This window comes from Pseudomonas huaxiensis (genome assembly GCF_003231275.1).
Taxonomy (GTDB): Bacteria; Pseudomonadota; Gammaproteobacteria; order Pseudomonadales; family Pseudomonadaceae; genus Aquipseudomonas; species Aquipseudomonas huaxiensis.
Genome location: NZ_QKVL01000006.1, coordinates 1 through 25,983, shown reverse-complemented (window position 1 = coordinate 25,983; position 25,983 = coordinate 1). Strand labels below are relative to the sequence as shown.

Sequence of the window (25,983 nt, the reverse complement as noted above, 5' to 3'; positions counted from 1 at the left end):
TACGCCAGTGGCAAGCGACTACAGTGAACCCTGTAGCTTTCCCACAACTCCAAGCGTCTACCTGCCGAGGCCACCATGACCAGCCGCCTGACCCCCGAAGACCAGCGACGTGTCGATCAGTACCTGCAAGCCCCCCAACATCAAGTCGAGCGCAAGCCTTTTCGGCCCTGGCTGCTCCTTGCATTGGTCGTGGGCGTGACCGTGGTACTGGGGCTGGTGAGCCGCCTCCTGAGTTTGTTGGTGCTATGAGCTGCCTTGCGCTCGCCCACTTCGCCCGCCCCACGCGGCCGGCCCGTCAGGACCCGAATTCCGTAAACCTTATGAGATATCTCCATGACTCACCGTATCGTGATTGTCGGCGGCGGCGCCGGCGGCCTGGAACTGGCGACCCGCCTGGGCAAGACCCTGGGTAAAAAGGGCACAGCCAGTATTACCCTGGTCGACGCCAACCTGACCCACATCTGGAAACCGTTGCTGCACGAAGTAGCCGCTGGCTCGCTGAATTCCTCCGAGGACGAACTGAACTACGTGGCCCAGGCCAAGTGGAATCACTTCCAGTTCCAGCTCGGACGCATGAGCGGGCTTGAGCGTGCCACCCAGCAGATCCAGTTGGCCGCCACCCTCGACGAAGATGGCCGCGAGCTGCTGCCCGCGCGCACTCTGGGTTACGACACCCTAGTCATCGCCGTCGGCAGTAACACCAACGATTTCGGCACCTTGGGCGCTGCCCAGCACTGCCTGTTCCTCGACACCCGCAAACAGGCCGAGCGCTTCCACCAGCAACTGCTGAACCACTACCTGCGCGCCCACGCTGGCGATCAGGCCAAGGAAAAGATCAGCGTCGCCATCGTCGGTGCCGGTGCCACCGGCGTCGAACTGGCCGCCGAACTGCACCACGCCGCCCATGAGCTGGCAGCCTATGGCCTGGACCGGATCAAACCGGAAGACATGCACATCACCATCATCGAGGCGGGGCCGCGAGTTCTGCCGGCGCTGCCAGAGCGCATCAGCGTGCCGGTACACAAGACCCTGGAAAAACTCGGCATCACGGTCATGACCAACGCCTCGGTCAGCGAAGTCAACGCCGACTGCCTGAAGACCGCCAATGGCGACGTCATCGAAGCCAGTCTGAAAGTCTGGGCCGCAGGCATCCGTGCCCCCGCCTTCCTCAAGGACATCGATGGCCTGGAAACCAACCGGATCAATCAACTGGTAGTACGTCCGACCCTGCAAACCACCCTGGACGACAACATTTTCGCCTTCGGAGACTGCGCCGCCTGCCCACAGCCGGGCAGCGACCGCAATGTACCGCCGCGGGCACAGGCCGCTCACCAGCAAGCATCGCTGCTGGCAAAGAGCCTCAAGGCTCGTCTGGAAGGGAAACCGCTGGCGACCTACACCTACCTCGACTACGGCTCGCTGGTGTCGCTGTCGCGCTTCTCGGCGGTGGGAAATCTGATGGGCAACCTGACCGGCAGCGTCATGCTGGAAGGCTGGTTGGCGCGGATGTTCTATGTGTCGCTGTACCGCATGCACCAGATGGCGCTTTACGGGACGTTCCGGACCTTGATGCTGATGCTCGGTAGCCGCATCGGCCGTGGGACCGAGCCGCGCCTGAAGTTGCACTGATCCGTATTTTGGGGCTGCGATGCAGCCCCAAAATCGTTAGACGCTAGTGATGCGCCCCGTGCGCGTCACCCGGCGTCCCATCCAGCGAAATCCGCACGTTCTGCATCATGCCCTGGTCCTCATGGTCGAGGATGTGGCAGTGCAGCACGAACTCACCGATGTAGCGCTGGTAACGGGTATTCACGTAGATCGTGTAGTACTTGCCATCCTCCGTCATGGGTTTGACGAAGAGGGTGTCCTTCCACACGCCCTTGAGACCGGCGTACTGCGCATCGGGATGATCCTTGTCGAGGTTATCCACAACGCCTGGATCACTGAGATCGGTCACGCCGTCTGGCGCAATGATCTTCTGGATCTGGAACGGGTTGACGTGGATATGGAACGGATGGCCCGCCACGGCTGATTGCAACACCCACTTCTGCGCATCACCCAGCTTCAGCTCGCGATTGACCACGGCCGGGTCGTACGGCTGGGCATTCTCCGCCGTAGTGCCGATGGCGAACTCGGTGACGCCCTTTTTGTTCTTGCCAATCTTGAACACCAGTTGCTGCACATCCTTCACCAGCTCGCTTTCTTCGATGGTGCGATGAGGCACGAAGCTGGTCAGCAGAAGGTCTTTCTTCAGGTCGGCCACCACTTGCTCGCGAACCGGGCCCTCCGGCATGTTCGCTTGGGCAGCAGCGATCAGCACGTTGCTGATGTGGTTTTTCTTGTCGCTCACGGCCTGACCGGCCTCGGCATCGACGAAGCCCAGCAATTGGTGATCGCTGGTGAGCTGGGTCACGTTACCCGCAGGTGCTTCGGAACGATCGATCACGCAGTAGCGACCTTTCTCCGGGAAGGCAATCAACAGATCGTTGCGATAGCCGGGTTGCAGGGTCAGCAGCTCCTTGTTCTGGGCCTTGGCCATGGTCAGGCCGTCTGCGGCGATGACCTGGTACGGCACCACTTCGCCATTACAGTTCTGCTCAATGAACTTCTCCGAATCGGCCGCCGCCACACCCGCCAGGCTCTGGGACGCAGCGCTGTCCTTGAGTTTGACGAACTGCAGGGTCACAGTTTCGCGGATACCGGCATGCACCAGACGCCAGCGTTGCACTTCACCGGTACGCGCCTCGAAGGTAGGCTGGACCATGCCGTTCACGCTGGTGTAACGACCCGACTTACCCCACTCGCCCGGCCCGAATGCGTCGTAGGACTCCACCACGCCCGTTTCGCCGGAGCTACAACTCCAATCCACATCACCGTCTTTGGTTCGCTTGGTTTTGCCGTCCTTTCCGAGGCAGACGTAAGGAATTTGCTGAAGCACCACCAGGCGCTCGACGAAATCCTGACCCTGGATCGGCTTGAGCAGGGTATCGATATCGCCGTTGGACTCCGAAGTCGGCAAACGATCGCCACGAATCACTAAAGCCCCTGCCATGCCGCTGCCGACTTGCAGCGCCGTCGAGCCGTGCAGGTGCGGGTGATACCAGAAGGTGCCGGCCGGGTGATCCGCCGGGATGTTGTATTCGTACTGGAATTTCTGCTTCGGCTTGATCTTCAACAGCACGTTGTCACTGTTGCCCGCCGGACTTACCCACAGGCCGTGAGAGTGCAGGTTGGTGCCGTTGAAGCAGTGCGGCTTGTTGATTGGCAGATCGCTGGCGGTGCAACTGTCTTCCGGTGGAAGACGGTTATCCAGGTTGATCCGCACTGTATCGCCCGGCGTGACATTGATGGTTGGCGCCACAAACGGGGTACGTGGGTCGACGCCAGTGCCTTTGTAGCTGCGCAGATGGACCGGCACAGAATTCTGGGTGGCAGGGTCATAAATGGTGCTGTCGGTGTAATCGATCACCAGGTTCAGCAGACGCTCTTTACCGGCGTGAGGATTGACCACCGCGCCAGCCGGCGCTTCGGCCTTCATCAGCAAGGTGCCGCGGGCGCTCTTGAGCGTTGGTGCGACCTGCTCGATGGATGGTGGGTTGGCAAAGGTCCGGGCTTGTTGCTCTGCCTGTACCGCTGCGGCGCTGCACATCAGTGCCAATGCGCTCAGGCCAAACGGCCAGCCGTGCCGGCGGCGCGTGTGAAATCCTGTCATGCCAATGCTCCTGCAATATTTTGTCGGGAAACGACAATAAAGCGGACACGAGCAGACTCCCCGCCTGCCACGGCCGCTGTTGGCGCAGGGAAAAGCCCGAGCGATGAGCTCGACGAGAAGAATTAATGGCTTAGTGCTATCCCTGCCCGCACACCCTAGGGAAAACAGGGGCGTGAGCGCAACAGGAAAAGGTTGAGGCACAAACGAAAAAGGGCACCCTTGCGGGTGCCCTTCTTCTGAATATGGTCGGGGTAAGGGGATTCGAACTCCTGACATCCTGCTCCCAAAGCAGGCGCGCTACCGGACTGCGCTATACCCCGGTAAAAAAAAGGCACCGGTTAAGGCGCCTTTTTCGCGGCTGGACGCTAATGGCGTTCCAACCTTTTAAGATTCAAACCCAGCGAACCGGGCTCGAAAATGGTGGGTCGTGTAGGATTCGAACCTACGACCAATTGGTTAAAAGCCAACTGCTCTACCAACTGAGCTAACGACCCAAAAATGGTCGGGGTAAGGGGATTCGAACTCCTGACATCCTGCTCCCAAAGCAGGCGCGCTACCGGACTGCGCTATACCCCGGCTTGAAATTTGGCTCCGCGACCTGGACTCGAACCAGGGACCCAATGATTAACAGTCATTTGCTCTACCGACTGAGCTATCGCGGAACTATCAATTTCAGTACTGCAATTTCGAATGCTGTATCACTACCGCCTCGAACTCTTCGACCTTGTGCATCGCTGCGTTCATGTCTCTGAGGCGCGTCATTCTACAACCTTCAAAACCTTTGTCAACCCCTCAATTTGCATTCAACTTACTGATTTGCAACTTGTTTTCAGATTTCTTCTACCACCGGAAATCTGGGGTGACATACAGCGGGGCGCACTTTACAAGCACTCGAAAGAAAATGCAAAGAAAAAAGGCCTCGAATTTCGAGGCCTTCTCTCAACCCGCCGAAAAATCAGGCGAAAACGATCTCGTCGCCGTCCACTGTGGCGGTAATCGACGTGCCTGGCAGGAAGCGCCCGGCAAGGATCGATTGCGCCAGCGGGTTCTCGATCCAGCGCTGGATCGCCCGTTTCAGTGGTCGTGCGCCATAGACCGGGTCGTAGCCAACGGCAATCAGCTTGTCGATGGCTTCCGGACTCAGCTCCAGGTTCAGCTCGCGCTCGGCCAGGCGGCTGCGCAGGCGGCCAAGCTGGATCTGGGTGATACCAGCGATCTGATCGCGGCCCAAAGGCTCGAAGACCACCACCTCGTCGATCCGGTTGACGAACTCCGGCCGGAAGTGCGCGCCCACCGCATCCATCACCGCGGCACGTTGCGCCTCGCGATCACCGACCAGGTCCTGGATCTGTGCAGAGCCCAGGTTGGACGTCATGACGATCACTGTATTGCGGAAGTCCACCGTACGTCCGTGGCTGTCGGTCAGGCGACCGTCTTCCAGCACCTGCAGCAACACGTTGAACACGTCCGGATGGGCCTTCTCGACCTCATCGAGCAGCACCACCGAATACGGCTTGCGACGCACCGCCTCGGTCAGGTAACCGCCCTCTTCGTAACCGACATAGCCTGGTGGGGCACCAATCAGACGAGCCACGGAATGTTTCTCCATGAACTCGGACATATCGATGCGGACCATCGCCTCCTCAGTATCAAAGAGGAACTCCGCCAACGCCTTGCACAGCTCGGTTTTACCGACACCGGTCGGGCCGAGGAACAGGAACGAACCACTTGGCCGGTTCGGATCGGACAGACCGGCGCGGGAACGACGCACGGCGTTGGCCACCGCCACCACCGCCTCATCCTGGCCAATCACCCGCTCGTGCAGCAGGCCTTCCATCTTCAGTAGTTTTTCCCGCTCGCCTTCGAGCATCTTGGCTACCGGGATACCGGTCCACTTCGAGACCACTTCGGCAATTTCTTCCTCGGTCACCTTGTTGCGCAGCAGTTGGTTCTCAGACTTGCCGTGTTGGTCGACCATCTGCAGGCTGCGCTCCAGATCCGGGATCACCCCGTACTGCAGCTCGGCCATGCGGCTGAGGTCACCTTTGCGTCGTGCCGATTCCAGCTCCTGACGCGACTGTTCGATCTTCTGCTGGATCTGCGCCGAGCCCTGTACTTCGGCTTTCTCCGACGTCCAGATCTCCTCCAGGTCGGAGTATTCACGCTCGAGCCGGGCAATTTCCTCGGTCAGTTTTTCCAGGCGCTTGATCGCCGCTTCGTCGTCTTCTTTCTTCAGTGCCTGGGATTCCACCTTCAACTGAATCAGACGGCGCTCCAGACGGTCCAGCACTTCGGGCTTGGAGTCGATCTCCATGCGGATGCGGCTGGCGGCTTCGTCGATCAGGTCGATGGCCTTGTCCGGCAACTGACGATCCGTGATGTAGCGATGGCTGAGCTTGGCTGCGGCAATGATCGCACCGTCGGTGATCGCCACCTTATGGTGCACTTCATAGCGTTCTTTAAGGCCGCGGAGGATGGCAATGGTGTCTTCCTCGCTCGGCTCTTCCACAAGCACCTTCTGGAAACGCCGCTCCAGCGCCGCATCCTTCTCGATGTATTGGCGATATTCGTTCAGCGTGGTCGCACCGACGCAATGCAGCTCGCCGCGAGCCAATGCCGGTTTGAGCATGTTGCCTGCGTCCATGGAGCCTTCGCCTTTACCGGCGCCGACCATGGTGTGCAGTTCGTCGATGAACAGGATGATCTGCCCTTCTTGCTTGGACAGTTCATTAAGCAGCGATTTAAGCCGCTCTTCGAACTCGCCGCGGAACTTGGCGCCAGCAATCAGCGCGCCCATGTCCAGCGACAGCAGACGCTTGCCTTTCAGGCCGTCCGGCACTTCGCCATTGATGATGCGCTGGGCCAGACCTTCGGCGATGGCGGTTTTACCCACACCAGGCTCACCGATCAGCACCGGATTGTTTTTGGTCCGGCGCTGCAGGACCTGGATGGTGCGGCGGATTTCGTCGTCACGGCCGATCACCGGGTCCAGCTTGCCTTCTTCGGCGCGCCTGGTCAGGTCTACGGTGTACTTGTCCAGCGCCTGACGGGACTCTTCGGCGTTGGGGTCATTCACCGCATCGCCGCCGCGCAGGTTGCTGATGGCATTCTCCAGGGCTTTCTTGGTCACGCCCTGGCCGAGCAACAATTTGCCCAGTTTGCTGTTCTCGTCCATTGCCGCCAGCAGCACCAACTCACTGGAAATGAACTGGTCGCCTTTCTGTTGGGCAAGGCGGTCAGCCTGATTGAGCAGGCGCGCCAGATCCTGCGACATGTTCACGTCGCCAGTCGGGTTCTGGATTTTCGGCAGTTGGTCGAGCTCTTTGCTCAACGCGGTACGCAGACTGGGCACGTCGAAACCGACCTGCATCAGCAGTGGTTTGATCGAACCGCCCTGCTGGTCAATGAGTGCCTGCAGCAAGTGCGCGGGCTCGATGGCAGGATGGTCCATACCCACAGCCAAGGATTGGGAATCGGATAACGCCAGCTGTAATTTGCTGGTCAAACGGTCTATTCGCATAAGTTACCTTCCTTAATAGGGCAGGCCGGAGCGATGGACACACCTGATGAAGAGAAGCCTGCCTGAGATACCACTGTAGATGTGGATCATTTTGGAAGATTCAAGGCTGACGCCGTTGACTCAGGTCAGTTGGGTTCGAGCCAGACCAGCGAGGCGAAGCGACCCGTGTGCGGATTGCGTCGATAAGAGAAGAAGCGCGAATCGGTCACTGTGCAGTAACCACCGCCATACACAGCCTCGACACCCCGCGCAGCCAGGCGAATGCGCGCCAGGGCATAGATGTCGGCCATGAACTTGCCTGGCTGGGCGCCGGGCACAAAAGCCGAGGCGGCTTGAGGATGAATGGCCATGAACGCCTCGCGAACCTCAGCGCCCACTTCGAAGGCCTGCGGTCCGATTGCCGGCCCCAGCCAGACCAGAACATCCCGGGGATCCACCGCCAGGGTGTCCAGCGTGGCTTCCAGCACACCGCCCGCCAGACCGCGCCAGCCGGCATGCGCCGCGGCTACCCGGGTGCCGGCGCGATCACAGAACAGTGCGGGCAGACAGTCGGCGGTCATCACCGTGCAGGCGATACCGGGAACATCCGTCCAACTGGCGTCGGCTTCGGCAATCACCTGCGGATCGGCATAGGCCACCGCAAGACCATGTACCTGCTTGAGCCAGGCCGGACGAACGGTACATTCTTCGGTCAGGCGTCGGCGGTTTTCGGCCACTGCTGCCGGCGCATCACCAACATGGTCGCCGAGGTTGAGCGTGTCGTAAGGCACCTGGCTGGTCCCGCCCGCGCGCGTTGTCACGCACGCCCTGACCCGAGCTGGCGCTGGCCAGTCCGGAATCAGCAGGCTGGGAGCCAGGAGGCTCATCCGACGAACGCCTCGCGGTCCTGCTTGAGCAGCGACAGCATCCAGACGAAATCATCCGGCAGCGGCGATTCCCACTTCATGCGCTGACCGGTGGTCGGATGTGCGAGCTCCAGGAAGCGCGCGTGCAGCGCCTGACGCGGGAAGGTCTTGAGTGCATCAACCATGGTGGGGTTGGCGGCTGGCGGAATGCGGAAACGCCCGCCATACACCGGATCACCTACCAGCGGGAAGTTGACGTGAGCCATGTGCACCCGAATCTGGTGGGTACGCCCGGTCTCCAGCTTGACCCGCACATGCGTGTGGGAGCGGAAGCGTTCCAGAACACGGTAGTGGCTGATGGCCGGCTTGCCGCTGTCCATCACCGCCATGCGCTGACGTTGCGAGCCGTGGCGACCGATAGGGGCGTTGATCTTGCCGCCAGCAGTCACCACGCCCACCACGATGCACTCATAGATGCGGCTGACCGTGCGACTCTGCAACTGCGCGACCAGATTGGTCTGCGCTTCCAGGGTCTTGGCCACCACCATCAGACCGGTGGTGTCCTTGTCCAGCCGATGGACGATGCCGGCACGCGGCACATTGATGATGTCCGGAACGTGGTGCAACAGGGCATTGAGCAGGGTGCCGTCGGCATGACCGGCAGCCGGGTGAACCACAAGGCCAGTTGGCTTGTTGATCACCAGGATCTGGTCGTCTTCGTAGACGATGTCCAGCGCGATGTCCTGGGCGATCCACTCGCCCTGGGCTTCCTGCTCGGCCTTGAGGGCCAGGATGGCACCGCCATGGACGATGTCACGCGGGCGCACGACATTGCCATCGACGGTCAGTAGGCCCTCTTTGATCCAGGCGGATAGGCGCGAGCGCGAGTGCTCAGCGAATAATTGGGCGGCGACTTGGTCGAGGCGTTGACCGCCCAATTCGGACGGCACCTCTGCGCTAAGTTGAATGATCTCGGACATGCTCGAATCAGGCGACGGCACAGCCTTTGGTTTCGGCTGCGCGCTTGTGGTTAAATACGGCGTCTTTTGCCCCGAGGGTTCCACGGGGCGCTCATCATAACAGGACGGCCACGCCCAAGACAGCGGCCGTCATAGGGACGCAAGCCGCCATGCAAGTGAAACACCTGCTGCTGATCGCCATCCTCGGACTGACCGCTGCTTGTTCTTCGAAGGAAGTCGTCGACGAAAACCTGAGCGAAGCCGAGTTGTACCAGCAGGCGCAAGCTGACCTGGACAACCACAGCTATACCAGCGCCACCGCAAAACTGAAGGCACTGGAGTCGCGTTATCCGTTCGGTCGCTACGCCGACCAGGCGCAACTTGAGCTGATCTTCGCGAACTACAAGAACGCCGAGCCTGAAGCGGCCAAGTCCGCGGCCGAGCGTTTCATTCGCCTGCACCCCCAGCACCCGAACGTCGATTACGCCTACTACCTGAAGGGCCTGACGTCTTTCGACCAGGACCGTGGCCTGCTGGCGCGCTTCCTGCCGCTGGACATGACCAAGCGTGATCCGGGTGCCGCCCGCGACTCGTACAACGAATTTGCCCAGCTGACCAGCCGCTACCCCAACAGCCGCTACGCGCCTGATGCCAAGCAGCGGATGATCTACCTGCGCAACCTGCTGGCTTCCTACGAAATCCACGTTGCCGACTACTACCTGACCCGTCAGGCCTACGTCGCTGCTGCCAACCGCGGTCGCTATGTGGTGGAGAACTTCCAGGAAACCCCATCGGTCGGCGACGGCCTGGCCGTGATGGTCGAGGCCTACCAGCGTCTGCACCTGGACGACCTGGCTGCCACCAGCCTGGAAACCCTGAAGCTCAACTACCCTGACCATCCGAGCCTGGTTGACGGTCAGTTCGTGCCGCGCCAGGAAGAAGCCGACAACCGCGGCTGGCTGTCCAAGGCAACGCTGGGCCTGATCGAAACCGCAGCGCCGCTGCCGCCGGGTGAAACCCGCGCCAACCAGGACGTGATCAAGCAGTACGAAGATGCCAAGGAAGCGATTCCGGAAGATCTGCTGCCCAAAGACGGTGATGTGATGCAGGAAGAGCATCACGAAGCCGAAGGCAACAATGATGACCGCTCGTGGTTCAGCTACATGACCTTCGGTGTGTTTGACTGATCGCAACGAAATGAAAAAAGGGAGGCTTGGGCCTCCCTTTTTTATTGGCCGCCGTCAGCAGCTCTTCTAAACTGGCGCATCTTCACTGAATAAGCTGGACACCATGGTTCGCCTACTTTTCTGGATTGCCCTGATTGCCGCCGCGTTCTGGCTGTGGCGCAAGTTCAAGGCAGGCAGTGCCGCCTCCACCTCCACGCCTCTGGACGCCCCGCTGAAGATGGTGCGCTGTTCTCATTGCGGCGTGCACCTGCCAAACGACCGCGCCCTGCATCGCGGCAACGAGTGGTACTGCAGCACGGCACATCTGGAACAAGGCCCCAGCGACAAACGCTGAGGCCAACCGCTGCCGCCGCTCAGAGCGTTTCCAGGCGCCCTTGGGGCGCATAAGGTGCCGGATCGATGATCGGCTCACGTCCGCTCAGCAGGTCGCTGAACAACTGGCAGGAAGCTGGCGCCAGCACCAGGCCGTTACGGTAATGCCCGCAGTTCAGCCACAGACCCTCGCAGCCCGGCACCCGGCCAATGTATGGCACCCCCTCCGGAGAGCCGGGGCGCAATCCCGCCCAATGCCCCACCGGTGTCGCATCGGCCAGCGCCGGCAGCAATTCGATCGCCGAAGCCCGCAGGCTTTGCAGCGCGTCCGGGGTCGGCGTCTTGTCGTAACCGGCATGTTCCAGCGTACTGCCTACCAGAATGTGGCCATCACGACGCGGGATCGCATAGCGCCCCTTGGCCAGGACCATGCTGGGCAGGAAGTCTTCGGCACACTTGAACAGAATCATCTGCCCTTTGACCGGCTCCACGGGCAGAGAGAAGCCTAGCAGCCGCAGAAGGTCACCACTCCAGGCCCCGGCCGTGAGCACCACCTCATCCGCCTCGATAATCCCCGTAGCGGTCTGGACACCGGCAATGCGCTCGCCTTCGCGGACGAATCCGGTGATTTCGCAATGTTCCTGAAGGGTAACGTTGGGCAGCGCCTGCAATGCCGCCTTGAGCGACTTCAGCAAGCGCGGATTACGGACGTTGGCAACACCGGCCATGTACACCGCACTACTGAAGCCCGGACCGAGAACAGGCACGGCGGCATACGCCTCGGACACCGCGACCTTGCTCAAAGGGCGCCCTTCCCGCTTCGCCCAGGCCAGCGCTTCGGCTTCGTCATCCAGATCAAGCCAGTACAGGCCGGTCACATGAACCTGCGGGTCGACGCCAGTGCTGCTGAACAGATGCTCGCCAAGCTGTGGATAGAAATCCTGGGACCAATGCGCCAAGGCAGTCACCGCCGGGCTGTAGCGCCAGGGATAAAGCGGCGAAACGATACCGCCACCCGCCCAGGACGACTCACCGCCCAGTTCGCCCTTGTCGCACACCACCACCCGCTCGACGTCCCTGGCCAGGTTGAACGCCGTCAGCAGGCCGATCACACCGCCACCCACAATCACTACTTGCTTGGTCATCTGTAGATCCAGTACCCGAAATGAACCGCGGCGCCAGCCTGGCGCCATGAATGAGTTCAACCGCCCCAGCAGCCCAGGCCCGCGTCCTCGCCGTGCGAAGGATTGGACCGCACACCTCGATGATCAAGTTCGAAATCGCCACAGGCGTCAGAAGCCATGGCAGCGTCGAACCGCCGTCTGGCAGTCAGGACGTAGCTGTCGGCTTCGCGCTTGGCATACAGGCTGTAATGGGCGTTTCCGTCCGGCAGTCGGGCCGTTCCCGCTTCGGAGTCGGTATAGCGACCGGTGCGGGAGTGGTGCTGCTCCAGGTGCTGCGCGCTTTCGAACAAGATCCCGGCTATTTCCGTGCGCGCGGCCTTTTTGACCATTTCGCTGTAGCTGGGGTAGGCAATGCTCGCCAGCATGCCGACCAGTGCGACGACAATCAACAGTTCAATGAGGCTCAGGCCCTTCTCGGTTCGCTGCATGAATACTCCTAGAATATTTGCCGCCAGGCGATACGCCGGGCAGGCACAGAACCCGGCGGTTCCGGCCACGCAAAGGTGCTTTCAAGGACGACCCGGGACTCCCCCTCCAGGCCGATGGCAGTAATACGAAACAGCGTGACTGACAGCGCTTCCGGCATGCCCCGTGCGAGATTGCTCAACCCCAGGTTCTGGATCAGGTAAAGACCGGCGTCCCCACGCTGCCAGACAAGCCCAGAGCCACCGTCTCCCGGATGAATACCCGCCGCTTGCACCCACTCGGCTTCCGGGGGCGGCAGGCAGACACCACAAGGGCCAATGACGGCCCCTGGCAGACCCGCCTCTCCCACCCGCAACAGCCGCTCCGCCGACTCGAACGCCCGCATCGAAGCCAGCAGATTGTTGGCCATGCGTTGCTGCTGGATCGCACCCTGCATGGCCGACAGTCCCAGCAAGCCCAACAACATCAGTAGCGTCATGCACAGCAGCACAACGTTTCCACATTGCCTTGCTGCACGCCTGCGCATCACGGCCTCCCGTTGCGAAGCGCGACCGCCAGATGGTAGGTCTGCGAACGTACTCGCCGTTGCGGATCGTCCAGGGTGAGGCGGAGCGTCAGGATGTCCACCTCCTGCTCGACGTCCAGCCGGCTGATATTTCCAATCAGCACCGCATTGCTGCCACCACTGCTTAGCTGCAGGTCGGCGGCGTTCAATCGATACACCTGGCGGCGCAGCGGTACCGTGAAGGTGCCTGCCCGAGGCGGCGCAACGCCTTCAACGACATCGGCGGTGGTCCGGCAATCAGTGATCAACGTCCAGTCCGGCGCACCGCCCAACTCCCCAGCCTGGGCACTGATCAAGGTGAGGCTGTGCAACTTGCCATCACCCGTGCGCTCCAGACTGACAGGGTGTGAGAATGCCTGCGCAGTGGCGGGACTTGCGAACGTCATGGCCTCGGGCCGCAGGCAGCCGAACATGCCCGCCATCCGGATATCCCGCGCCAGCCGCTGCAGGGCAAAACGCGCGTCTTCCTGTAGCCCGGCGGCAATCTCCTGCGCCTGCCAGCTCTGCAAGGCAGCAATGAAAACCCGGCTGCCGGACATGACCACCAGCAAACCCAGGCTCAGCGCCAGCAACACCTCGACCAGGCTGAAACCTGCTGCCGCCTTCATCGCACACCACCCAGCTCATGGAGCCGCAGCCCACCGCCAATCCGCTCCTCGCTCCAGCCAATGCTCACATGCACCCGGCTGGCGTCTTCACGAACCTCTCCTTGCCCTGCCCCACCGACAAACGCCTCGACCGACTGCTGAAACTCAAGCCGGTCCGCGGCATCGATACCGCCCGCCGAACGCGCACGCTCCAACATCCCCTGCGCCAGCCAGGCAATCTGGCTGGCGATCCGGGCGCCATCGGAGCCCTGCAATGCGCGCCCTTGCAAGGCAGCCATCGCCAAAAGCCCTGACGACAACAGCACCAGCGCAACCATCACTTCAATCAGGGTCAACCCCTGCTGTGGCTTCCTTGCCATGCACACCTCCGCGAATATTCCTCGGCAAACTGCAAACCCGGCTGACTCGACGCCATCCGGTTCACGGTCGAACCTACAGAGAAGCACTTCCAGGGAGGAACGCATGGTGAAGCAAAAGGGCGTAACACTGATTCAAATGATGTTCGCGCTGGCGCTGTCGGCTTTGCTGACCCAGCTTGGAACAACGACCTACAGCAAAATGAGCAGTGACCTGCAACAACAGGCCGCAGCGAAACACCTCGCCCAGGCACTGAGAGCCGCGCGCAGCGAGGCTTTGCTGCGCAACCGGGTGATCACGCTTCAAGCAATGGAGGGAGGCTGGGGAAACGGCTGGCGCATGCTGCTCGAACACAGCGACACACCATTGTTACGAGAGTATTCCGCGAAGGGGCACGTGAGGATCATCGGCAATCAGCCGGTCGCCCAACAGGTACGATTCAGCGGGTTGGGGGTGCCGTTGCGGCACGGAGGTGCTTTCCTGTCCGGGTCCCTGCAGGTGTGCGGGAAACCCGAGCAGGAAAATCTCTACCAGATCGTGCTATCACGCAGCGGGCGTGTCAGCCTGCTGCATGCGCCGACCGACAAACCCTTATGCGAACGAAGCTCAGTTGATCGGGCGAACCCGCAGCTCCTTGGGCATCGAGAAGGTGACGTTCTCCTCGCGACCGTCCAGCTCCTGGGCCCCGGTGGCGCCCCAATCGCGTAGCTGCTGAATCACGCCCCGCACCAGCACTTCCGGCGCGGAAGCGCCAGCGGTGATACCGATCCGCTCGACGCCATCGAACCAGTTGCGTTGCAGGTCCTCGGCGCCATCGATCAGGTAGGCCGGCGTCGACATACGCTCCGCCAGCTCGCGCAGGCGGTTGGAGTTGGAACTGTTCGGGCTACCAACCACCAGCACCACATCGGACTCGGCAGCCAGTTGCTTGACCGCATCCTGGCGGTTTTGCGTGGCGTAACAGATGTCGTCCTTGCGCGGCCCACCGATGCTGGGGAAGCGTGTGCGCAGCGCATCGATAACGCGGCTGGTGTCATCCATCGACAGCGTGGTCTGAGTTACGAAGGCCAGTTGCTCAGGGTTGCGCACCTCGAGCCGGGCAACATCTTCTTCATCCTCGACCAGGTAGATAGAGCCACCATTGCCGGTGTCGTACTGACCCATGGTGCCTTCGACTTCCGGGTGACCGGCATGGCCGATGAGGATGCACTCCTTACCGTCGCGGCTGTAGCGCGCCACTTCGATGTGCACCTTGGTCACCAGCGGACAAGTGGCATCGAAGACTTTCAGGCCACGTCCGGCCGCTTCCTGGCGCACGGCCTGGGAAACACCATGGGCACTGAAAATCACGATGACGTCATCCGGCACCTGATCGAGCTCTTCGACGAAGATCGCACCACGGGCGCGCAGGTCTTCGACGACGAACTTGTTGTGCACGACTTCGTGACGGACGTAGATCGGCGGCCCGAAGACCTCCAGTGCCCGATTGACGATTTCGATCGCCCGGTCCACGCCGGCACAGAAGCCACGGGGGTTGGCGAGTTTGATCTGCATGAGGGACTCCAGGCTCAGAGGGCCTTCACCTCGAGGATTTCCACCTCGAAGTTCAGGGTCTTGCCAGCCAGAGGATGGTTGAAGTCGACGGTCACTTGAGCGTCGTCGAACGCCTTCACCACGCCAGGCAGTTCCGCGTTGGCCGCGTCGTTGAAGATGACCAGCAGGCCCTCGGACAGCTCCATGTCCTGGAACTGCGAGCGCGGCATGATCTGTACGTTCTGCGGGTTGGGCTGGCCGAAGGCATTCTCGGGGGCAACGGCTACGCTGCGCTTGTCGCCCGCCTTGAAGCCAAAGATGGCTGCCTCGAAGCCGGGCAACAGGTTGCCGTCGCCGACTTTGAATACCGCCGGCGCCTTGTCGAACGTGCTGTCGACGGTATCGCCGTTTTCCAGATGCAGTGCGAAGTGCAGGGTGACTTCGGTGTTCTGGCCGATACGGGTTTCAGTCATGGACAGGTTCTCCGGACTTTTTGCTCTTGAACATATCCAGCGCCAGCATCACCGCACCTGCGGTAATGGCGCTGTCGGCCAGATTGAAGGCCGGGAAGTACCAGCGGTTCTGCCAGTGCACCAGAATGAAGTCGACCACGTGGCCCAGCACGATACGGTCGTACAGGTTGCCCAGGGCACCACCGAGCACCAGCGCCAGTGCGACCGCCAGCCAGGTCTCGTTGCGCCCAAGGCGCTTGAGCCAGACCACCAGCACCGCACTGACCACTACCGCGATCAGGGCGAACAGCCAGCGCTGCCAGCCGGAGCTGTCAGCCAGGAAGCTGAAGGCAGCACCGGTGTTGTAGGCCAGGGTCCAGCTGAAGTAGTCCGGAATGACCACGATCTGCTGGTACAGACTCAACGCACCTTCGAAGTAAAACTTGCTGGCCTGGTCAAGGGCCAGGACCAGCACGCTCAGCCAGAGCCAGGCAAGGCGTCCGAAACGCCCCGCAGCCACATTAGGCATAGTGACGCACCTCACCGCTGCCGCTGATGTTGTCGACGCAACGACCACAGATTTCCGGATGCGCAGGGTTGATTCCGACGTCAGCGCGGAAGTGCCAGCAACGGCCGCACTTGGCGTGACCGGACTTGACCACCTTCAGCTTCAGACCGGCGACATCGGTAACCACGGCATCGGCCGGCGCTTCGACGAACGGCGCGACGCTGGCAGCGGACGTGATCAGTACGAAGCGCAGTTCGTTGCCCAGCTTGACCAGGTCGTTACCCAGGGACTCGTCGGCGAACAGGGTCACTTCGGCCTGCAGGTTGCCACCGATGGCCTTGGCCGAACGTTGGTTCTCCAGTTCCTTGTTGACTGCCGCCTTCACCGCCATCACGCGATCCCAGTAGGCGCGATCCAGCTCGATGCCTTCCGGCAGTTCGCTCAGTCCCTGGTACCAGGTGTTGAGCATGACCGACTCGTTACGCTCGCCTGGCAGGTACTGCCACAGCTCGTCGGCGGTGAACGCCAGGATCGGTGCGATCCAACGCACCAGCGCTTCGGAGATGTGATACAGCGCGGTCTGACAGGAGCGACGGGCAACGCTGTTGGTGCCAGTGGTGTACTGACGGTCCTTGATGATGTCCAGGTAGAAACCACCCAGCTCCTGCACGCAGAAGTTGTGGATCTTCGAGTAGACGTTCCAGAAGCGGTATTCGCTGTAGTGCTCTTCCAGCTCGCGTTGCAGCAGCAGGGTGCGATCAACAGCCCAGCGATCCAGCGCCAGCATGTCTTCGGCCGGCAGCAAGTCGCGGGCCGGGTCGAAGCCGGACAGGTTGGACAGCAGGAAGCGCGCGGTGTTGCGGATACGGCGATAGGCATCGGCGCTGCGCTGCAGAATCTGGTCGGAAACTGCCATCTCGCCGGAGTAGTCGGTGGCCGAAACCCACAGACGCATGATGTCGGCGCCCAGGGTGTCGTTGACCTTCTGCGGCTCGATGGTGTTACCCAGCGACTTGGACATCTTGCGACCGTTTTCGTCGACGGTGAAACCGTGGGTCAGCAGCTCGCGGTACGGCGCATGGTTGTCGATCGCGCAACCGGTCAGCAGCGAGGAGTGGAACCAGCCGCGGTGCTGGTCGGAACCTTCCAGGTACAGGTCGGCGCGCGGACCGGCTTCGTGACCGATGTTGTGCGAACCGCGCAGTACGTGCCAGTGCGTGGTGCCGGAGTCGAACCAGACGTCGAGGGTGTCGGCGATCTTGTCGTACTGGGCAGCCTCTTCACCCAGCAATTCGGCGGCGTCCAGCTTGAACCAGGCCTCGATGCCTTCTTGCTCGACGCGCTTGGCCACTTCTTCCATCAGTTCGACGGTGCGCGGGTGCAGCTCGCCGGTCTGCTTGTTCAGGAAGAACGGGATCGGAACACCCCAGTTACGCTGACGCGAGATGCACCAGTCAGGACGGTTGGCGATCATCGAGTGCAGGCGCGCCTGGCCCCAGGCCGGGACGAACTTGGTGTCTTCGATAGCCTTGAGTGCACGCTCACGCAGGGTGTCGCCGATGTCCGGCTGCTTGTCCATGCCCACGAACCACTGCGCGGTGGCGCGGTAGATCAGCGCGGACTTGTGGCGCCAGCAGTGCATGTAGCTGTGGCTGATGGTTTCGGTGAACAGCAGCGAACCGACTTCGGCCAGCTTGTCAACGATGTGCGGGTTGGCTTTCCAGATGAACTGGCCGCCGAAGAACTCCAGCGAGTCGACGTACACACCGTTGCTCTGCACCGGGGTCAGGATGTCGTCGTTGACCATGCCGTAGCGCTTGCAGGTGACGAAGTCGTCCTCACCGTAGGCCGGCGCGGAGTGCACCACGCCGGTACCGGCGCCCAGCTCGACATACTCGGCCAGGTATACAGGCGACAGGCGGTCGTAGAACGGATGGCGGAAGTTGATCAGTTCCAGCGCCGAACCCGGCGCGGTGGCGATGACCGAACCTTCCAGCGAGTAGCGCTTGAGGCAGGACTCGACCAGTTCCTCGGCCAGCACCAGCAGCTTGTCGCCGACGTCGACCAGGGCGTAGGTGAATTCCGGATGGATGTTCAGCGCCTGGTTGGCCGGGATGGTCCACGGGGTGGTGGTCCAGATCACGATGGAAGCCGGCTTGGACAGAGAGGCCAGGCCAAATGCGGCGGCCAGCTTGTCTTCATCGGCGGCCTTGAAGGCGACGTCGATGGTCTGGGATTTCTTGTCGGCGTACTCGACTTCGGCTTCAGCCAGGGCCGAACCGCAATCGAAGCACCAGTTGACCGGTTTCAACCCCTTGAACACGAAACCGTGCTTGACGATTTCAGCCAGGGCACGGATTTCGCCGGCCTCGTTGGCGAAGTCCATGGTCTTGTACGGGTTGTCCCAGTCACCCAGCACGCCCAGACGGATGAACTCGGCCTTCTGGCCTTCGATCTGCTCGGCGGCGTAGGCACGGCACAGCTCGCGGGTCTTGTCCGCGGTCAGGTGCTTGCCATGGGTGACTTCGACCTTGTGCTCGATCGGCAGGCCGTGGCAGTCCCAGCCCGGAACATAAGGCGCGTCGAAGCCGGACAGGGTCTTGGAGCGGACAATCATGTCCTTGAGAATCTTGTTGAGCGCATGACCGATGTGGATCTTGCCGTTGGCGTAGGGCGGGCCGTCGTGCAGGACGAACTTCGGACGATCCTTGCCAATTTCGCGCAGCTTCCGGTACAGGCCAATACTGTCCCAGCGCTGCAGGATCTGCGGTTCGCGCTGTGGCAGGCCGGCCTTCATAGGGAAGGCGGTGTCCGGAAGGTTAAGCGTGGCTTTATAGTCGGTCATTTCAGGCTCTTCGTTAGCGGTTGAGCGTGCCAATGGGCACGTGCGGCGGCGATATCCGCATCGATCGCCGACTTGAGCGCCTCCAGGGAGGCGAAGCGCTGCTCTTCACGCAGCTTGTGGTGGAATTCCACCGTAAGGCGCCGGCCATACAGATCACCGGCAAAATCCAGCAGATGCACTTCCAGGTGGGCGCTGCCATCCCCGGAAACGGTTGGCCGCACGCCAATATTGGCGACACCGGGCCAAGCCTTGCCATCGATCGGCACACTGACCAGGTAGACCCCGCTCAGCGGCACACGACGGCGCTTGAGTTGTACGTTGGCGGTGGGCGTACCCAACTGCCGAGCCAGCTTCTGTCCGTGCAGCACTCGACCACGGATACGGAACGGCCGCCCCAGCAGACGCTCGGCCAGCGCGAAGTCCGCAGCGGCCAGCGCATCGCGAACCTGCGTGCTGCTGACTCGCAGCCCGTCGAGTTCGACGGTCTGCGCCGCCTCGACGGAGAAGCCGTGGCGGCTACCCGCATCCTGCAGGAAGGCGAAGTCGCCGAGACGGTCGCAACCGAAGCGGAAGTCGTCGCCGACTTCAAGATGCTTCACGCCCAGGCCGTCGACCAAAATAGTTTCGACGAACTCGCTGGCGCTGAGCCTGCTCAGGCGCTGGTTGAACGCCAGGCACAACACCCGGTCGACACCTTCGGCGGCCAGCAGGGCCACCTTGTCGCGCAGGCGAGCCAGACGGGCCGGAGCGGTTTCCGGAGCGAAATACTCACGCGGCTGTGGCTCGAAAATGACCACGCAACTGGGCACGCCCAGCTCTACCGCGCGCTCACGCAGACGCGCCAGGATGGCCTGGTGGCCGCGGTGAACACCGTCGAAATTGCCGATAGTTGCAACGCAGCCCCGGTGCCGGGGGCGAAGGTTGTGGAGGCCTCGAACCAGCTGCATAACGCGCTTCTTGCTCATAAAGTGGTCGATTATAACCACACCCGGGCGCCGACGACAGGCAACAGCGCGAAGCCAGGACGTCGATCGTACAAAACCGACGCCTGACCCGCGCCGTCCATCAGTGCAGCGCCTTGCGGGCGAAGTCTCGGGGACGGAAGCCGAACAGGAACAGGCTGCCGAAATAGGTCAGGATGCCAGCCGCGATCAACGCGCCCAGCCGCAAGAACCGCATCAGCATGTCGCCCTGCGCCCAAGGCGGCATGAATACCAGGCCTACGATCAACACGGCCGACATCAGGATCACCGCAATGACCAGCTTGAGCAGAAAACGCCCCCAGCCCGGCTGCGGTTCGAACAGCTGCTGTTGACGCAACTTCCAGTACAACAGACCGGCATTGAGGCACGCGCCGACACTGATGGCCAAGGCCAGACCGGCGTGCTGCAGTGGCCCGACAAATACCAGGTTGAGCAGTTGCGTCGAGATCAGGGTGAAAATCGCGATCTTCACCGGAGTACGGATGTTCTGCTGCGCATAGAAACCAGGAGCCAGCACCTTGATCAGGATGATGCCGAGCAGCCCCACCGAGTAGGCAATCAGCGCACGCTGGGTCATCTGCGCATCGAACGCGCTGAACTTGCCGTACTGGAACAAGGCCACGGTCAAAGGCTCCGACAAGACAGCCAGGGCCAGAGCACAGGGCAGCACCAGCAGGAAACACAGGCGCAGCCCCCAATCGAGGATTTGCGAATACTGCTGGCGGTCCCTGTTGGCATAGGTCTTGGCCAGGGTCGGCAGGAGGATGGTGCCCAGCGCCACGCCCAGGACGCCGGAAGGCAATTCCATGAGGCGGTCGGCGTAGTACATCCACGACACCGAGCCCGCCACCAGGAACGACGCAAAAATGGTGTTGATGATCAGCGAGATTTGACTGACCGAGACGCCAAGGATCGCGGGCAGCATTTGTTTAAGCACGCGCCAGACACCGGAATCACGGAGATTGAGGCGAGGTAGCACCAGCATGCCGATCTTTTTCAGATGAGGCAGTTGATAAAGCAGTTGCAACAGACCGCCCACCAGCACCGCCCAGCCGAGCGCCATGACGGGTGGATCGAAATAGGGCGTGAGGAACAAGGCGAAGAAAATCATCGCGACGTTGAGCAGGGTCGGCACAAACGCCGGCACCGAGAAACGGTTCCAGGTATTGAGGATTGCGCCGGCCAGGGACGACAGCGAGATCAGCAATATATAAGGAAACGTCACACGCAACAGGTCAGTGGTGAGCTGAAATTTCTCCTCGCTGTCGACAAAACCAGGTGCCGTAGCCCAGACCACCCAAGGGGCGGCCAGCACACCGGCCACCGTGACCAGTGCCAGCACCAGGGTCAGCAACCCGGCGACATAAGCGACAAACGTACGGGTCGCTTCTTCACCATGCTGGGTCTTGTATTCGGCCAGGATGGGCACGAATGCCTGGGAGAATGCGCCCTCTGCGAAGATCCGCCGCAACAGATTGGGCAGCTTGAAGGCAATGAAGAAGGCGTCGGTTGCGACTCCAGCACCGAAAATACGTGCAAGAATGGTGTCCCGTACAAAACCCAGCACACGCGACACCATGGTGATGGAGCTGACCGCAGCCAGGGATTTGAGCAGATTCATCGAAAGTTTTTCATGCTGAGAGATGAAGGGCAGGCCGAAAGCCATCCGGATATGCGATACTGCGCGCCGCGCAAAACAGGCAGCGCAAAAGCTCCCGAGTTTACAGGTCATGCACCAGAAGGGAATCATCCCGATGGAGAGATTGGCCATTGGGCGGAACCCCGTCCTCGGCCTTGACAACCGGTCAACTCATCGGCATGATTCGCGGCCTATTTTGTTTGCTATTTACCAAGTCTTTCGAGGAGCTCGACGGTGGCCAACTCACCTTCCGCCAAAAAACGTGCAAAACAGGCTGAGAAGCGTCGCAGCCACAACGCCAGCCTGCGTTCCATGGTTCGTACCTACATCAAAAACGTAGTGAAAGCCATTGACGCAAAAGACGCCGAAAAAGCGCAAGCTGCTTACACCCTGGCTGTACCTGTAATCGACCGTATGGCCGACAAAGGTATCATCCACAAGAACAAAGCTGCCCGCCATAAAGGCCGTCTGAATGGCCACATCAAGGCGCTGAAAGCTGCTGCCTAAGCGACAAGCTTGTTAAAAAACCGACCTCAGGGTCGGTTTTTTATTGCCTGTAATCTGGTGAAAACCTTACAAGAGCGGCGTTATTCACATCCAGGCCCGGGGATAACTCTCACCCGAGCCCGGCCGCGGATCACTTACCGAGCGGGATCTTCGGCGCCCATTGCAGCCACTCGTCCTCTGCCTTGTCGAACAGTGCGAAGGTCTGCTGCGGTAACGCCGGCTTGCCGATTTGTTCGCCATCCGGCGTCGCAAAGGCGATACCCCCCTGGATCAGGGTTTCCAAGGATTCGGTCCGCACCGTTGCGCCCTTGAAGAGGCCCAGCTCAAAGCCGAAGCCACTGCTGTTCCAGAAGCGACTGCCGCCCCGAACCAACGCCGCGTAGCGCGGTTCGATCAAGATGTGGATCAGCACTCGATCCGCCGTCTGCCCCAATTCGAACCCAGTCACCTTGCCGACCGGTATCTCCCGATAAGTCACAGGCACACCAGGCTTGATAGACCCGCGTCGCGCCGCACTCAGCACAAGCGCCAGGCCCTCCTGAGGCCCAAGGACTTCTGGCTTCTCGGGCAAGGCCACGAAGTCACGCTGCGGCCCCGGGCTCTTGGCGGCAGGCTGCACTTCCAGATACTGACCCGTAACCAGAGTGCCCAGATTCTCAGTCTTGACGATGCCGAGCGCTGGCTTGACCACCCAGAACTGGGTACCAACCCTGGCGATTCGCTCCGGCACTTCGGTTATACGCGCCTTGAGCAAAACGGATTGCAGGTCTGCACTCAGGTCGACCCCTTCCACCTTGCCAACATCGAGCCCCTTGAAGCGAATAGGCGTACCGACTTTCAGACCATCGGCATCGGCCACCTTGATCGTGATCGCGGTACCCGAAAGGTTCGCTGCCTCCTGATTCTCGTGCAGACGGAATGTGGGAATACGGCGCTTGAGAGCAACGTTCGGTACCGGTGTATCGAAGGATATCCCTCCTGCCATCAAACTCTGCAGCGACTCACTCTTGATCTGTATGCCCGACAGGCCGCCTGTAAGGGTAATGCCACTGGCGTTCCAGAACCGCGTCGAGCCATTGACCAGGCCCGCATACTCCGGCTCGATGTGCACGCCAATCAGCAGGCGCTTTTGCTGCTTGCGGGAGAACTGGTAGCTCTGCACCGTACCCACCTTCACTTGCCGGTAGAGGACGGGACTTCCCACCTCCAGCGAGCCGAGGTTGTCGCTGAACAGCACCAGGTGCAGACCCGGAGCCTTCAAGTCGAGCGGAGGGGCCTTGGCGCGGGCTTCGAACTCACGCTGCGGTGATGCCCCTTTGTCGCCTGGGCGAATCGCTATGTAGTTACCCTTGACCAAGGCCTCTAGACCCGTGATACCCGCCAGGGAAATCGACGGTTTGACCACCCAGAATTGAGTGCCCTCTACCAGATAGTCTTCCGCCAGCGGGTCCAGGGTGAGTTCGGCCATCGCACTGTTCAGGTCGCTCTCGACCTTGAGAGCCTTCAACGAGCCAACCTGGATGCCCTTGTACATGACCGGAGTACGGCCGGCCTGAAGCCCCTCGAAGTCATTCAGCTTCACCTTTACACGAATGCCGGCCTGGGCAGCATCGAAGTCCTCATACAGCCGGAACGGCAGGCTCGGGTCTGTAGGCGGGCTGTCCTTGCGGTGCTCTGGCGTGGCAAAGGCAATGCCGCCCGCCACAATACTGGCCAATGATTCACTGCGGATCTTGACCCCGGACAGGTTGGCATCGACGCTGACGCCGCTGGCATTCCAGAAACGCGTGTGTTTACGCACCAATGGAGCATAAGCCGGCTCAATGAAAACCTTGATTTCTACCGTGCCCTGGTCTTCCGCCAGCCGGTAACTCTTCACCCGACCGACCTGAATCTGCTTGTAGAACACCGGACTGTCACGATTGAGCGAACCCAGCCGGTCGGCCTTGAGCGTCAGATGCAGTCCCGGCTCACTATCGGATAACGGAGGAGCCTCCGGCAGCGCGACGAATCGCTTGGTTGGCTCTCCATCCCCTGGGCTGACTGCGATGTAATTACCGGAAACCAGCGTTTCCAACCCTGTAATGCCCGCGAGCGTTACGCTGGGCTTGACCAGCCAGAAGCGCGTATTGGCCAGCAAATGAGGCTCGGCAGCCGAGCTCATCTCGATGGTGGCAATCACGCCGGTATTACTGCCTTTGGCGTCCAGAACCAGGCTCTTTACCTTACCTACCGGCATACCTTTGTAGACCACTTCAGTCTTGTTCGCGACGATACCCTCGCCACTCTCGAAGCGGACCTCGATATCTACGCCTGACTGCCGGTAGGCCTGCCAGCCCAGCCAGCCACCGATGACCAACGCGATCAAAGGCAAAATCCAGATAGCCGACCAATTCGAAGCGGGGCGGGTTCTAGCCGTAGGCAAATCACTCATGGTCGTCGTCCGACTCCGTGTTATCCCAGATAAGTCGGGGATCGAAAGTTACTGCTGCAAACATCGTCAATATCACCACACTGGCAAAGGCAATCGCGCCCAGGTTGGCCTCGACACTGGCGATGCGACCAAAGTTGACCACCGCCACAAGGATGGCGATGACGAAGATATCCAGCATCGACCAGCGCCCGATGAACTCGATGAAACGGTACATGAGGATTCGCTGGCGAGCGGACAACGGCTGATGACGCTGCACTGAATACAGCAACAAGGCGATACCCACCAGCTTGAAGGTCGGCACCAGAATACTGGCGATGAACACCACGGCAGCAATTGGCAACATACCGTGTTTCATCAAGGTAATGACGCCGGACATGATTGTGTCCGGACTACCCTGGCCCAGCGTACTGACCGTCATGATCGGTAGCAGGTTCGCCGGGATATAAAGAATGCCTGCAGTAATCAGCAAGGCCCAGGTCCTGGCCAGGCTATTGGGCCGGCGCGCATGCACGATCGCACCACAGCGCGTGCACGTCTGGACGCTTGTATCGGGCTCCTGACGGTTGAGTTCATGACACTCACAACAAATCAGGATTCCAGCATCAATCGCCCGCATGCAGGTCTTCTCCAGATAACGCCACCCAAATCTGATGTGGCGACATCACCACCTCGAGCCAGACCTGGACCAGCAACAGACTGATGAAACACAAGAGACCCAACCCAAGGCTTAGCTCGGCAAGGTCCACCAGCTTGACGATAGCGACCAGCACACCCATGAAATAAACCTCGAGCATGCCCCAATCGCGCAGATGGTGATAAATGCGATAGAGGAGCAATCCGTAATTCCTCCCAACATTCCAGCGAATACTCAGCAGTACAGCGAGCTGACACAGCAGTTTAAGTAGCGGAATCGCCATGCTGCACAGGAACACCACAACAGCGATGCCCCGCATGCCCGTGTTGTACAACCCGATCACACCACTCCATACCGTATCGTCGGCGCTTTGCCCCAACAGATGGAGTTGCATGATCGGCAAGAAGTTCGCAGGCACATAGAGCAGTAAAGCAGCCAGGACCAATGCCAGGCTTCGCTCAACCACATTATGGCGGTGGGCATAGAGTTCGTATCCGCAGCGCGGGCAGTGAGCCTTTTCGTCTCGCTTGAGCAGCGGCTTGCGCATCAGCAGGTCGCACTCGTGGCAGGCCACCAATTGATCAAGAGGCAGATTCTCGAGCGGCCGAACGTCGGCGGGATCGGACATAAATAGCTTCTGAATAAGATGTCGGGCTCTATTCTAGTGCTCTTACTCCCATTTGTGGGAGCAAGGGCAGGCAGTCTCAGCATTCTGCTGAAGCGTTCAAGCCGCCAAAACAACGCTGCCTAAGCCGAGATTAAAGCCGGAAAAG

24 protein-coding genes and 4 tRNA genes are annotated in these 25,983 nt (G+C 60.7%); 6 read left to right on the top strand and 22 right to left on the bottom strand.

Annotation, left to right across the window (positions count from 1 at the left end):
• Nucleotides 1–75 precede the first annotated feature (75 nt).
• Nucleotides 76–249, top strand: coding sequence for a DUF3094 family protein (locus DM374_RS09350; protein WP_095154410.1), 174 nt, complete (start codon nt 76–78; stop codon nt 247–249).
• A gap of 84 nt (nt 250–333) precedes the next feature.
• A complete protein-coding gene (locus DM374_RS09345; RefSeq protein WP_110969587.1) occupies nt 334–1,629 on the top strand; it encodes an NAD(P)/FAD-dependent oxidoreductase in 1,296 nt (431 codons plus the stop codon).
• Nucleotides 1,630–1,672: 43 nt separating this feature from the next.
• Here DM374_RS09345 and DM374_RS09340 read toward each other — a convergent pair whose 3' ends face one another.
• From DM374_RS09340 to rluD, 8 genes are all read right to left on the bottom strand, one after another.
• Nucleotides 1,673–3,712, bottom strand: a complete 2,040-nt coding sequence (locus DM374_RS09340) for a multicopper oxidase family protein (protein WP_225422464.1) — start codon at nt 3,710–3,712, stop codon at nt 1,673–1,675.
• Nucleotides 3,713–3,955: 243 nt separating this feature from the next.
• Nucleotides 3,956–4,032 (bottom strand) — tRNA-Pro (locus DM374_RS09335).
• A 98-nt stretch (nt 4,033–4,130) separates the two neighbouring features.
• Nucleotides 4,131–4,206 (bottom strand) — tRNA-Lys (locus DM374_RS09330).
• Between the two features lie 5 nt (nt 4,207–4,211).
• Nucleotides 4,212–4,288 (bottom strand) — tRNA-Pro (locus DM374_RS09325).
• Between the two features lie 10 nt (nt 4,289–4,298).
• Nucleotides 4,299–4,374 (bottom strand) — tRNA-Asn (locus DM374_RS09320).
• A gap of 293 nt (nt 4,375–4,667) precedes the next feature.
• Nucleotides 4,668–7,232, bottom strand: coding sequence for an ATP-dependent chaperone ClpB (clpB, locus tag DM374_RS09315; protein ID WP_110969586.1), 2,565 nt, complete (start codon nt 7,230–7,232; stop codon nt 4,668–4,670).
• Nucleotides 7,233–7,357: 125 nt separating this feature from the next.
• The gene (gene pgeF, locus DM374_RS09305; RefSeq protein WP_110969585.1) at nt 7,358–8,098 is read right to left on the bottom strand and encodes a peptidoglycan editing factor PgeF; all 741 of its coding nucleotides are present in this window, start codon (nt 8,096–8,098) and stop codon (nt 7,358–7,360) included.
• Nucleotides 8,095–9,057, bottom strand: a complete 963-nt coding sequence (rluD, locus tag DM374_RS09300) for a 23S rRNA pseudouridine(1911/1915/1917) synthase RluD (protein ID WP_110969584.1) — start codon at nt 9,055–9,057, stop codon at nt 8,095–8,097. The genes pgeF and rluD overlap by 4 nt, the downstream gene beginning before the upstream one ends.
• Before the next feature lie 149 nt (nt 9,058–9,206).
• Between rluD and DM374_RS09295 the strand changes: the two genes are divergently transcribed.
• Both DM374_RS09295 and DM374_RS09290 read left to right on the top strand, forming a co-directional pair.
• Nucleotides 9,207–10,223, top strand: coding sequence for an outer membrane protein assembly factor BamD (locus DM374_RS09295; protein ID WP_095154400.1), 1,017 nt, complete (start codon nt 9,207–9,209; stop codon nt 10,221–10,223).
• A 103-nt stretch (nt 10,224–10,326) separates the two neighbouring features.
• Nucleotides 10,327–10,557, top strand: coding sequence for a PP0621 family protein (locus DM374_RS09290; protein ID WP_095154398.1), 231 nt, complete (start codon nt 10,327–10,329; stop codon nt 10,555–10,557).
• Nucleotides 10,558–10,576: 19 nt separating this feature from the next.
• On the opposite strand, the gene thiO is transcribed toward DM374_RS09290, so the two are convergent.
• Genes thiO through pilV form a run of 5 tightly spaced genes read right to left on the bottom strand, consistent with a single transcriptional unit; the run spans nt 10,577 to nt 13,677 of the window.
• Complete coding sequence (gene thiO, locus DM374_RS09285) at nt 10,577–11,680, bottom strand: glycine oxidase ThiO (protein ID WP_110969583.1); 1,104 nt, start codon at nt 11,678–11,680, stop codon at nt 10,577–10,579.
• Nucleotides 11,681–11,736: 56 nt separating this feature from the next.
• Complete coding sequence (locus DM374_RS09280; RefSeq protein ID WP_110969582.1) at nt 11,737–12,147, bottom strand: type IV pilin protein; 411 nt, start codon at nt 12,145–12,147, stop codon at nt 11,737–11,739.
• 8 nt (nt 12,148–12,155) lie between these two features.
• Nucleotides 12,156–12,671 (bottom strand): pilus assembly PilX family protein, encoded by a 516-nt coding sequence (locus DM374_RS09275; RefSeq protein WP_110969581.1) that lies wholly within the window; start codon nt 12,669–12,671, stop codon nt 12,156–12,158.
• Nucleotides 12,671–13,318 carry a PilW family protein gene (locus DM374_RS09270; protein ID WP_110969580.1) on the bottom strand — a complete coding sequence of 216 codons (648 nt, stop codon included), beginning with the start codon at nt 13,316–13,318 and terminating at the stop codon, nt 12,671–12,673. The genes DM374_RS09275 and DM374_RS09270 overlap by 1 nt, the downstream gene beginning before the upstream one ends.
• The gene (gene pilV / locus DM374_RS09265; protein ID WP_157969677.1) at nt 13,315–13,677 is read right to left on the bottom strand and encodes a type IV pilus modification protein PilV; all 363 of its coding nucleotides are present in this window, start codon (nt 13,675–13,677) and stop codon (nt 13,315–13,317) included. Before pilV ends, DM374_RS09270 begins: the two co-directional genes overlap by 4 nt.
• Nucleotides 13,678–13,780: 103 nt before the next feature.
• On the opposite strand from pilV, the gene DM374_RS09260 reads away from it, so the two are divergent.
• Nucleotides 13,781–14,383 carry a GspH/FimT family pseudopilin gene (locus DM374_RS09260; RefSeq protein WP_225422463.1) on the top strand — a complete coding sequence of 201 codons (603 nt, stop codon included), beginning with the start codon at nt 13,781–13,783 and terminating at the stop codon, nt 14,381–14,383.
• Here the strand turns inward: DM374_RS09260 and ispH are convergent.
• The 6 genes from ispH to murJ form a co-directional block, all read right to left on the bottom strand.
• Nucleotides 14,282–15,229, bottom strand: coding sequence for a 4-hydroxy-3-methylbut-2-enyl diphosphate reductase (gene ispH, locus DM374_RS09255; protein ID WP_110969578.1), 948 nt, complete (start codon nt 15,227–15,229; stop codon nt 14,282–14,284). The two genes, DM374_RS09260 and ispH, sit on opposite strands and share 102 nt — an antisense overlap.
• Nucleotides 15,230–15,243: 14 nt before the next feature.
• Nucleotides 15,244–15,681: an FKBP-type peptidyl-prolyl cis-trans isomerase gene (fkpB, locus tag DM374_RS09250; protein WP_110969577.1), complete on the bottom strand. Its 438-nt coding sequence runs from the start codon at nt 15,679–15,681 to the stop codon at nt 15,244–15,246.
• Nucleotides 15,674–16,189: a signal peptidase II gene (gene lspA, locus DM374_RS09245; RefSeq protein WP_110969576.1), complete on the bottom strand. Its 516-nt coding sequence runs from the start codon at nt 16,187–16,189 to the stop codon at nt 15,674–15,676. Before lspA ends, fkpB begins: the two co-directional genes overlap by 8 nt.
• The gene (ileS, locus tag DM374_RS09240; RefSeq protein WP_110969575.1) at nt 16,182–19,013 is read right to left on the bottom strand and encodes an isoleucine--tRNA ligase; all 2,832 of its coding nucleotides are present in this window, start codon (nt 19,011–19,013) and stop codon (nt 16,182–16,184) included. Before ileS ends, lspA begins: the two co-directional genes overlap by 8 nt.
• The gene (ribF, locus tag DM374_RS09235; protein ID WP_110969574.1) at nt 19,010–19,960 is read right to left on the bottom strand and encodes a bifunctional riboflavin kinase/FAD synthetase; all 951 of its coding nucleotides are present in this window, start codon (nt 19,958–19,960) and stop codon (nt 19,010–19,012) included. Before ribF ends, ileS begins: the two co-directional genes overlap by 4 nt.
• Before the next feature lie 118 nt (nt 19,961–20,078).
• A complete protein-coding gene (murJ, locus tag DM374_RS09230; RefSeq protein ID WP_110969754.1) occupies nt 20,079–21,617 on the bottom strand; it encodes a murein biosynthesis integral membrane protein MurJ in 1,539 nt (512 codons plus the stop codon).
• A 252-nt stretch (nt 21,618–21,869) separates the two neighbouring features.
• Between murJ and rpsT the strand changes: the two genes are divergently transcribed.
• Nucleotides 21,870–22,142: a 30S ribosomal protein S20 gene (gene rpsT / locus DM374_RS09225; RefSeq protein ID WP_095154376.1), complete on the top strand. Its 273-nt coding sequence runs from the start codon at nt 21,870–21,872 to the stop codon at nt 22,140–22,142.
• 130 nt (nt 22,143–22,272) lie between these two features.
• Here the strand turns inward: rpsT and DM374_RS09220 are convergent, their stop codons facing one another.
• The 3 genes from DM374_RS09220 to DM374_RS09210 are packed head-to-tail and all read right to left on the bottom strand — an operon-like array spanning nt 22,273 to nt 25,838.
• Nucleotides 22,273–24,576 carry a PqiB family protein gene (locus tag DM374_RS09220; protein ID WP_110969573.1) on the bottom strand — a complete coding sequence of 768 codons (2,304 nt, stop codon included), beginning with the start codon at nt 24,574–24,576 and terminating at the stop codon, nt 22,273–22,275.
• Complete coding sequence (locus tag DM374_RS09215) at nt 24,569–25,192, bottom strand: paraquat-inducible protein A (protein WP_110969572.1); 624 nt, start codon at nt 25,190–25,192, stop codon at nt 24,569–24,571. Before DM374_RS09215 ends, DM374_RS09220 begins: the two co-directional genes overlap by 8 nt.
• Nucleotides 25,179–25,838 carry a paraquat-inducible protein A gene (locus tag DM374_RS09210; protein WP_110969571.1) on the bottom strand — a complete coding sequence of 220 codons (660 nt, stop codon included), beginning with the start codon at nt 25,836–25,838 and terminating at the stop codon, nt 25,179–25,181. The genes DM374_RS09215 and DM374_RS09210 overlap by 14 nt, the downstream gene beginning before the upstream one ends.
• Nucleotides 25,839–25,983: the final 145 nt, after the last annotated feature.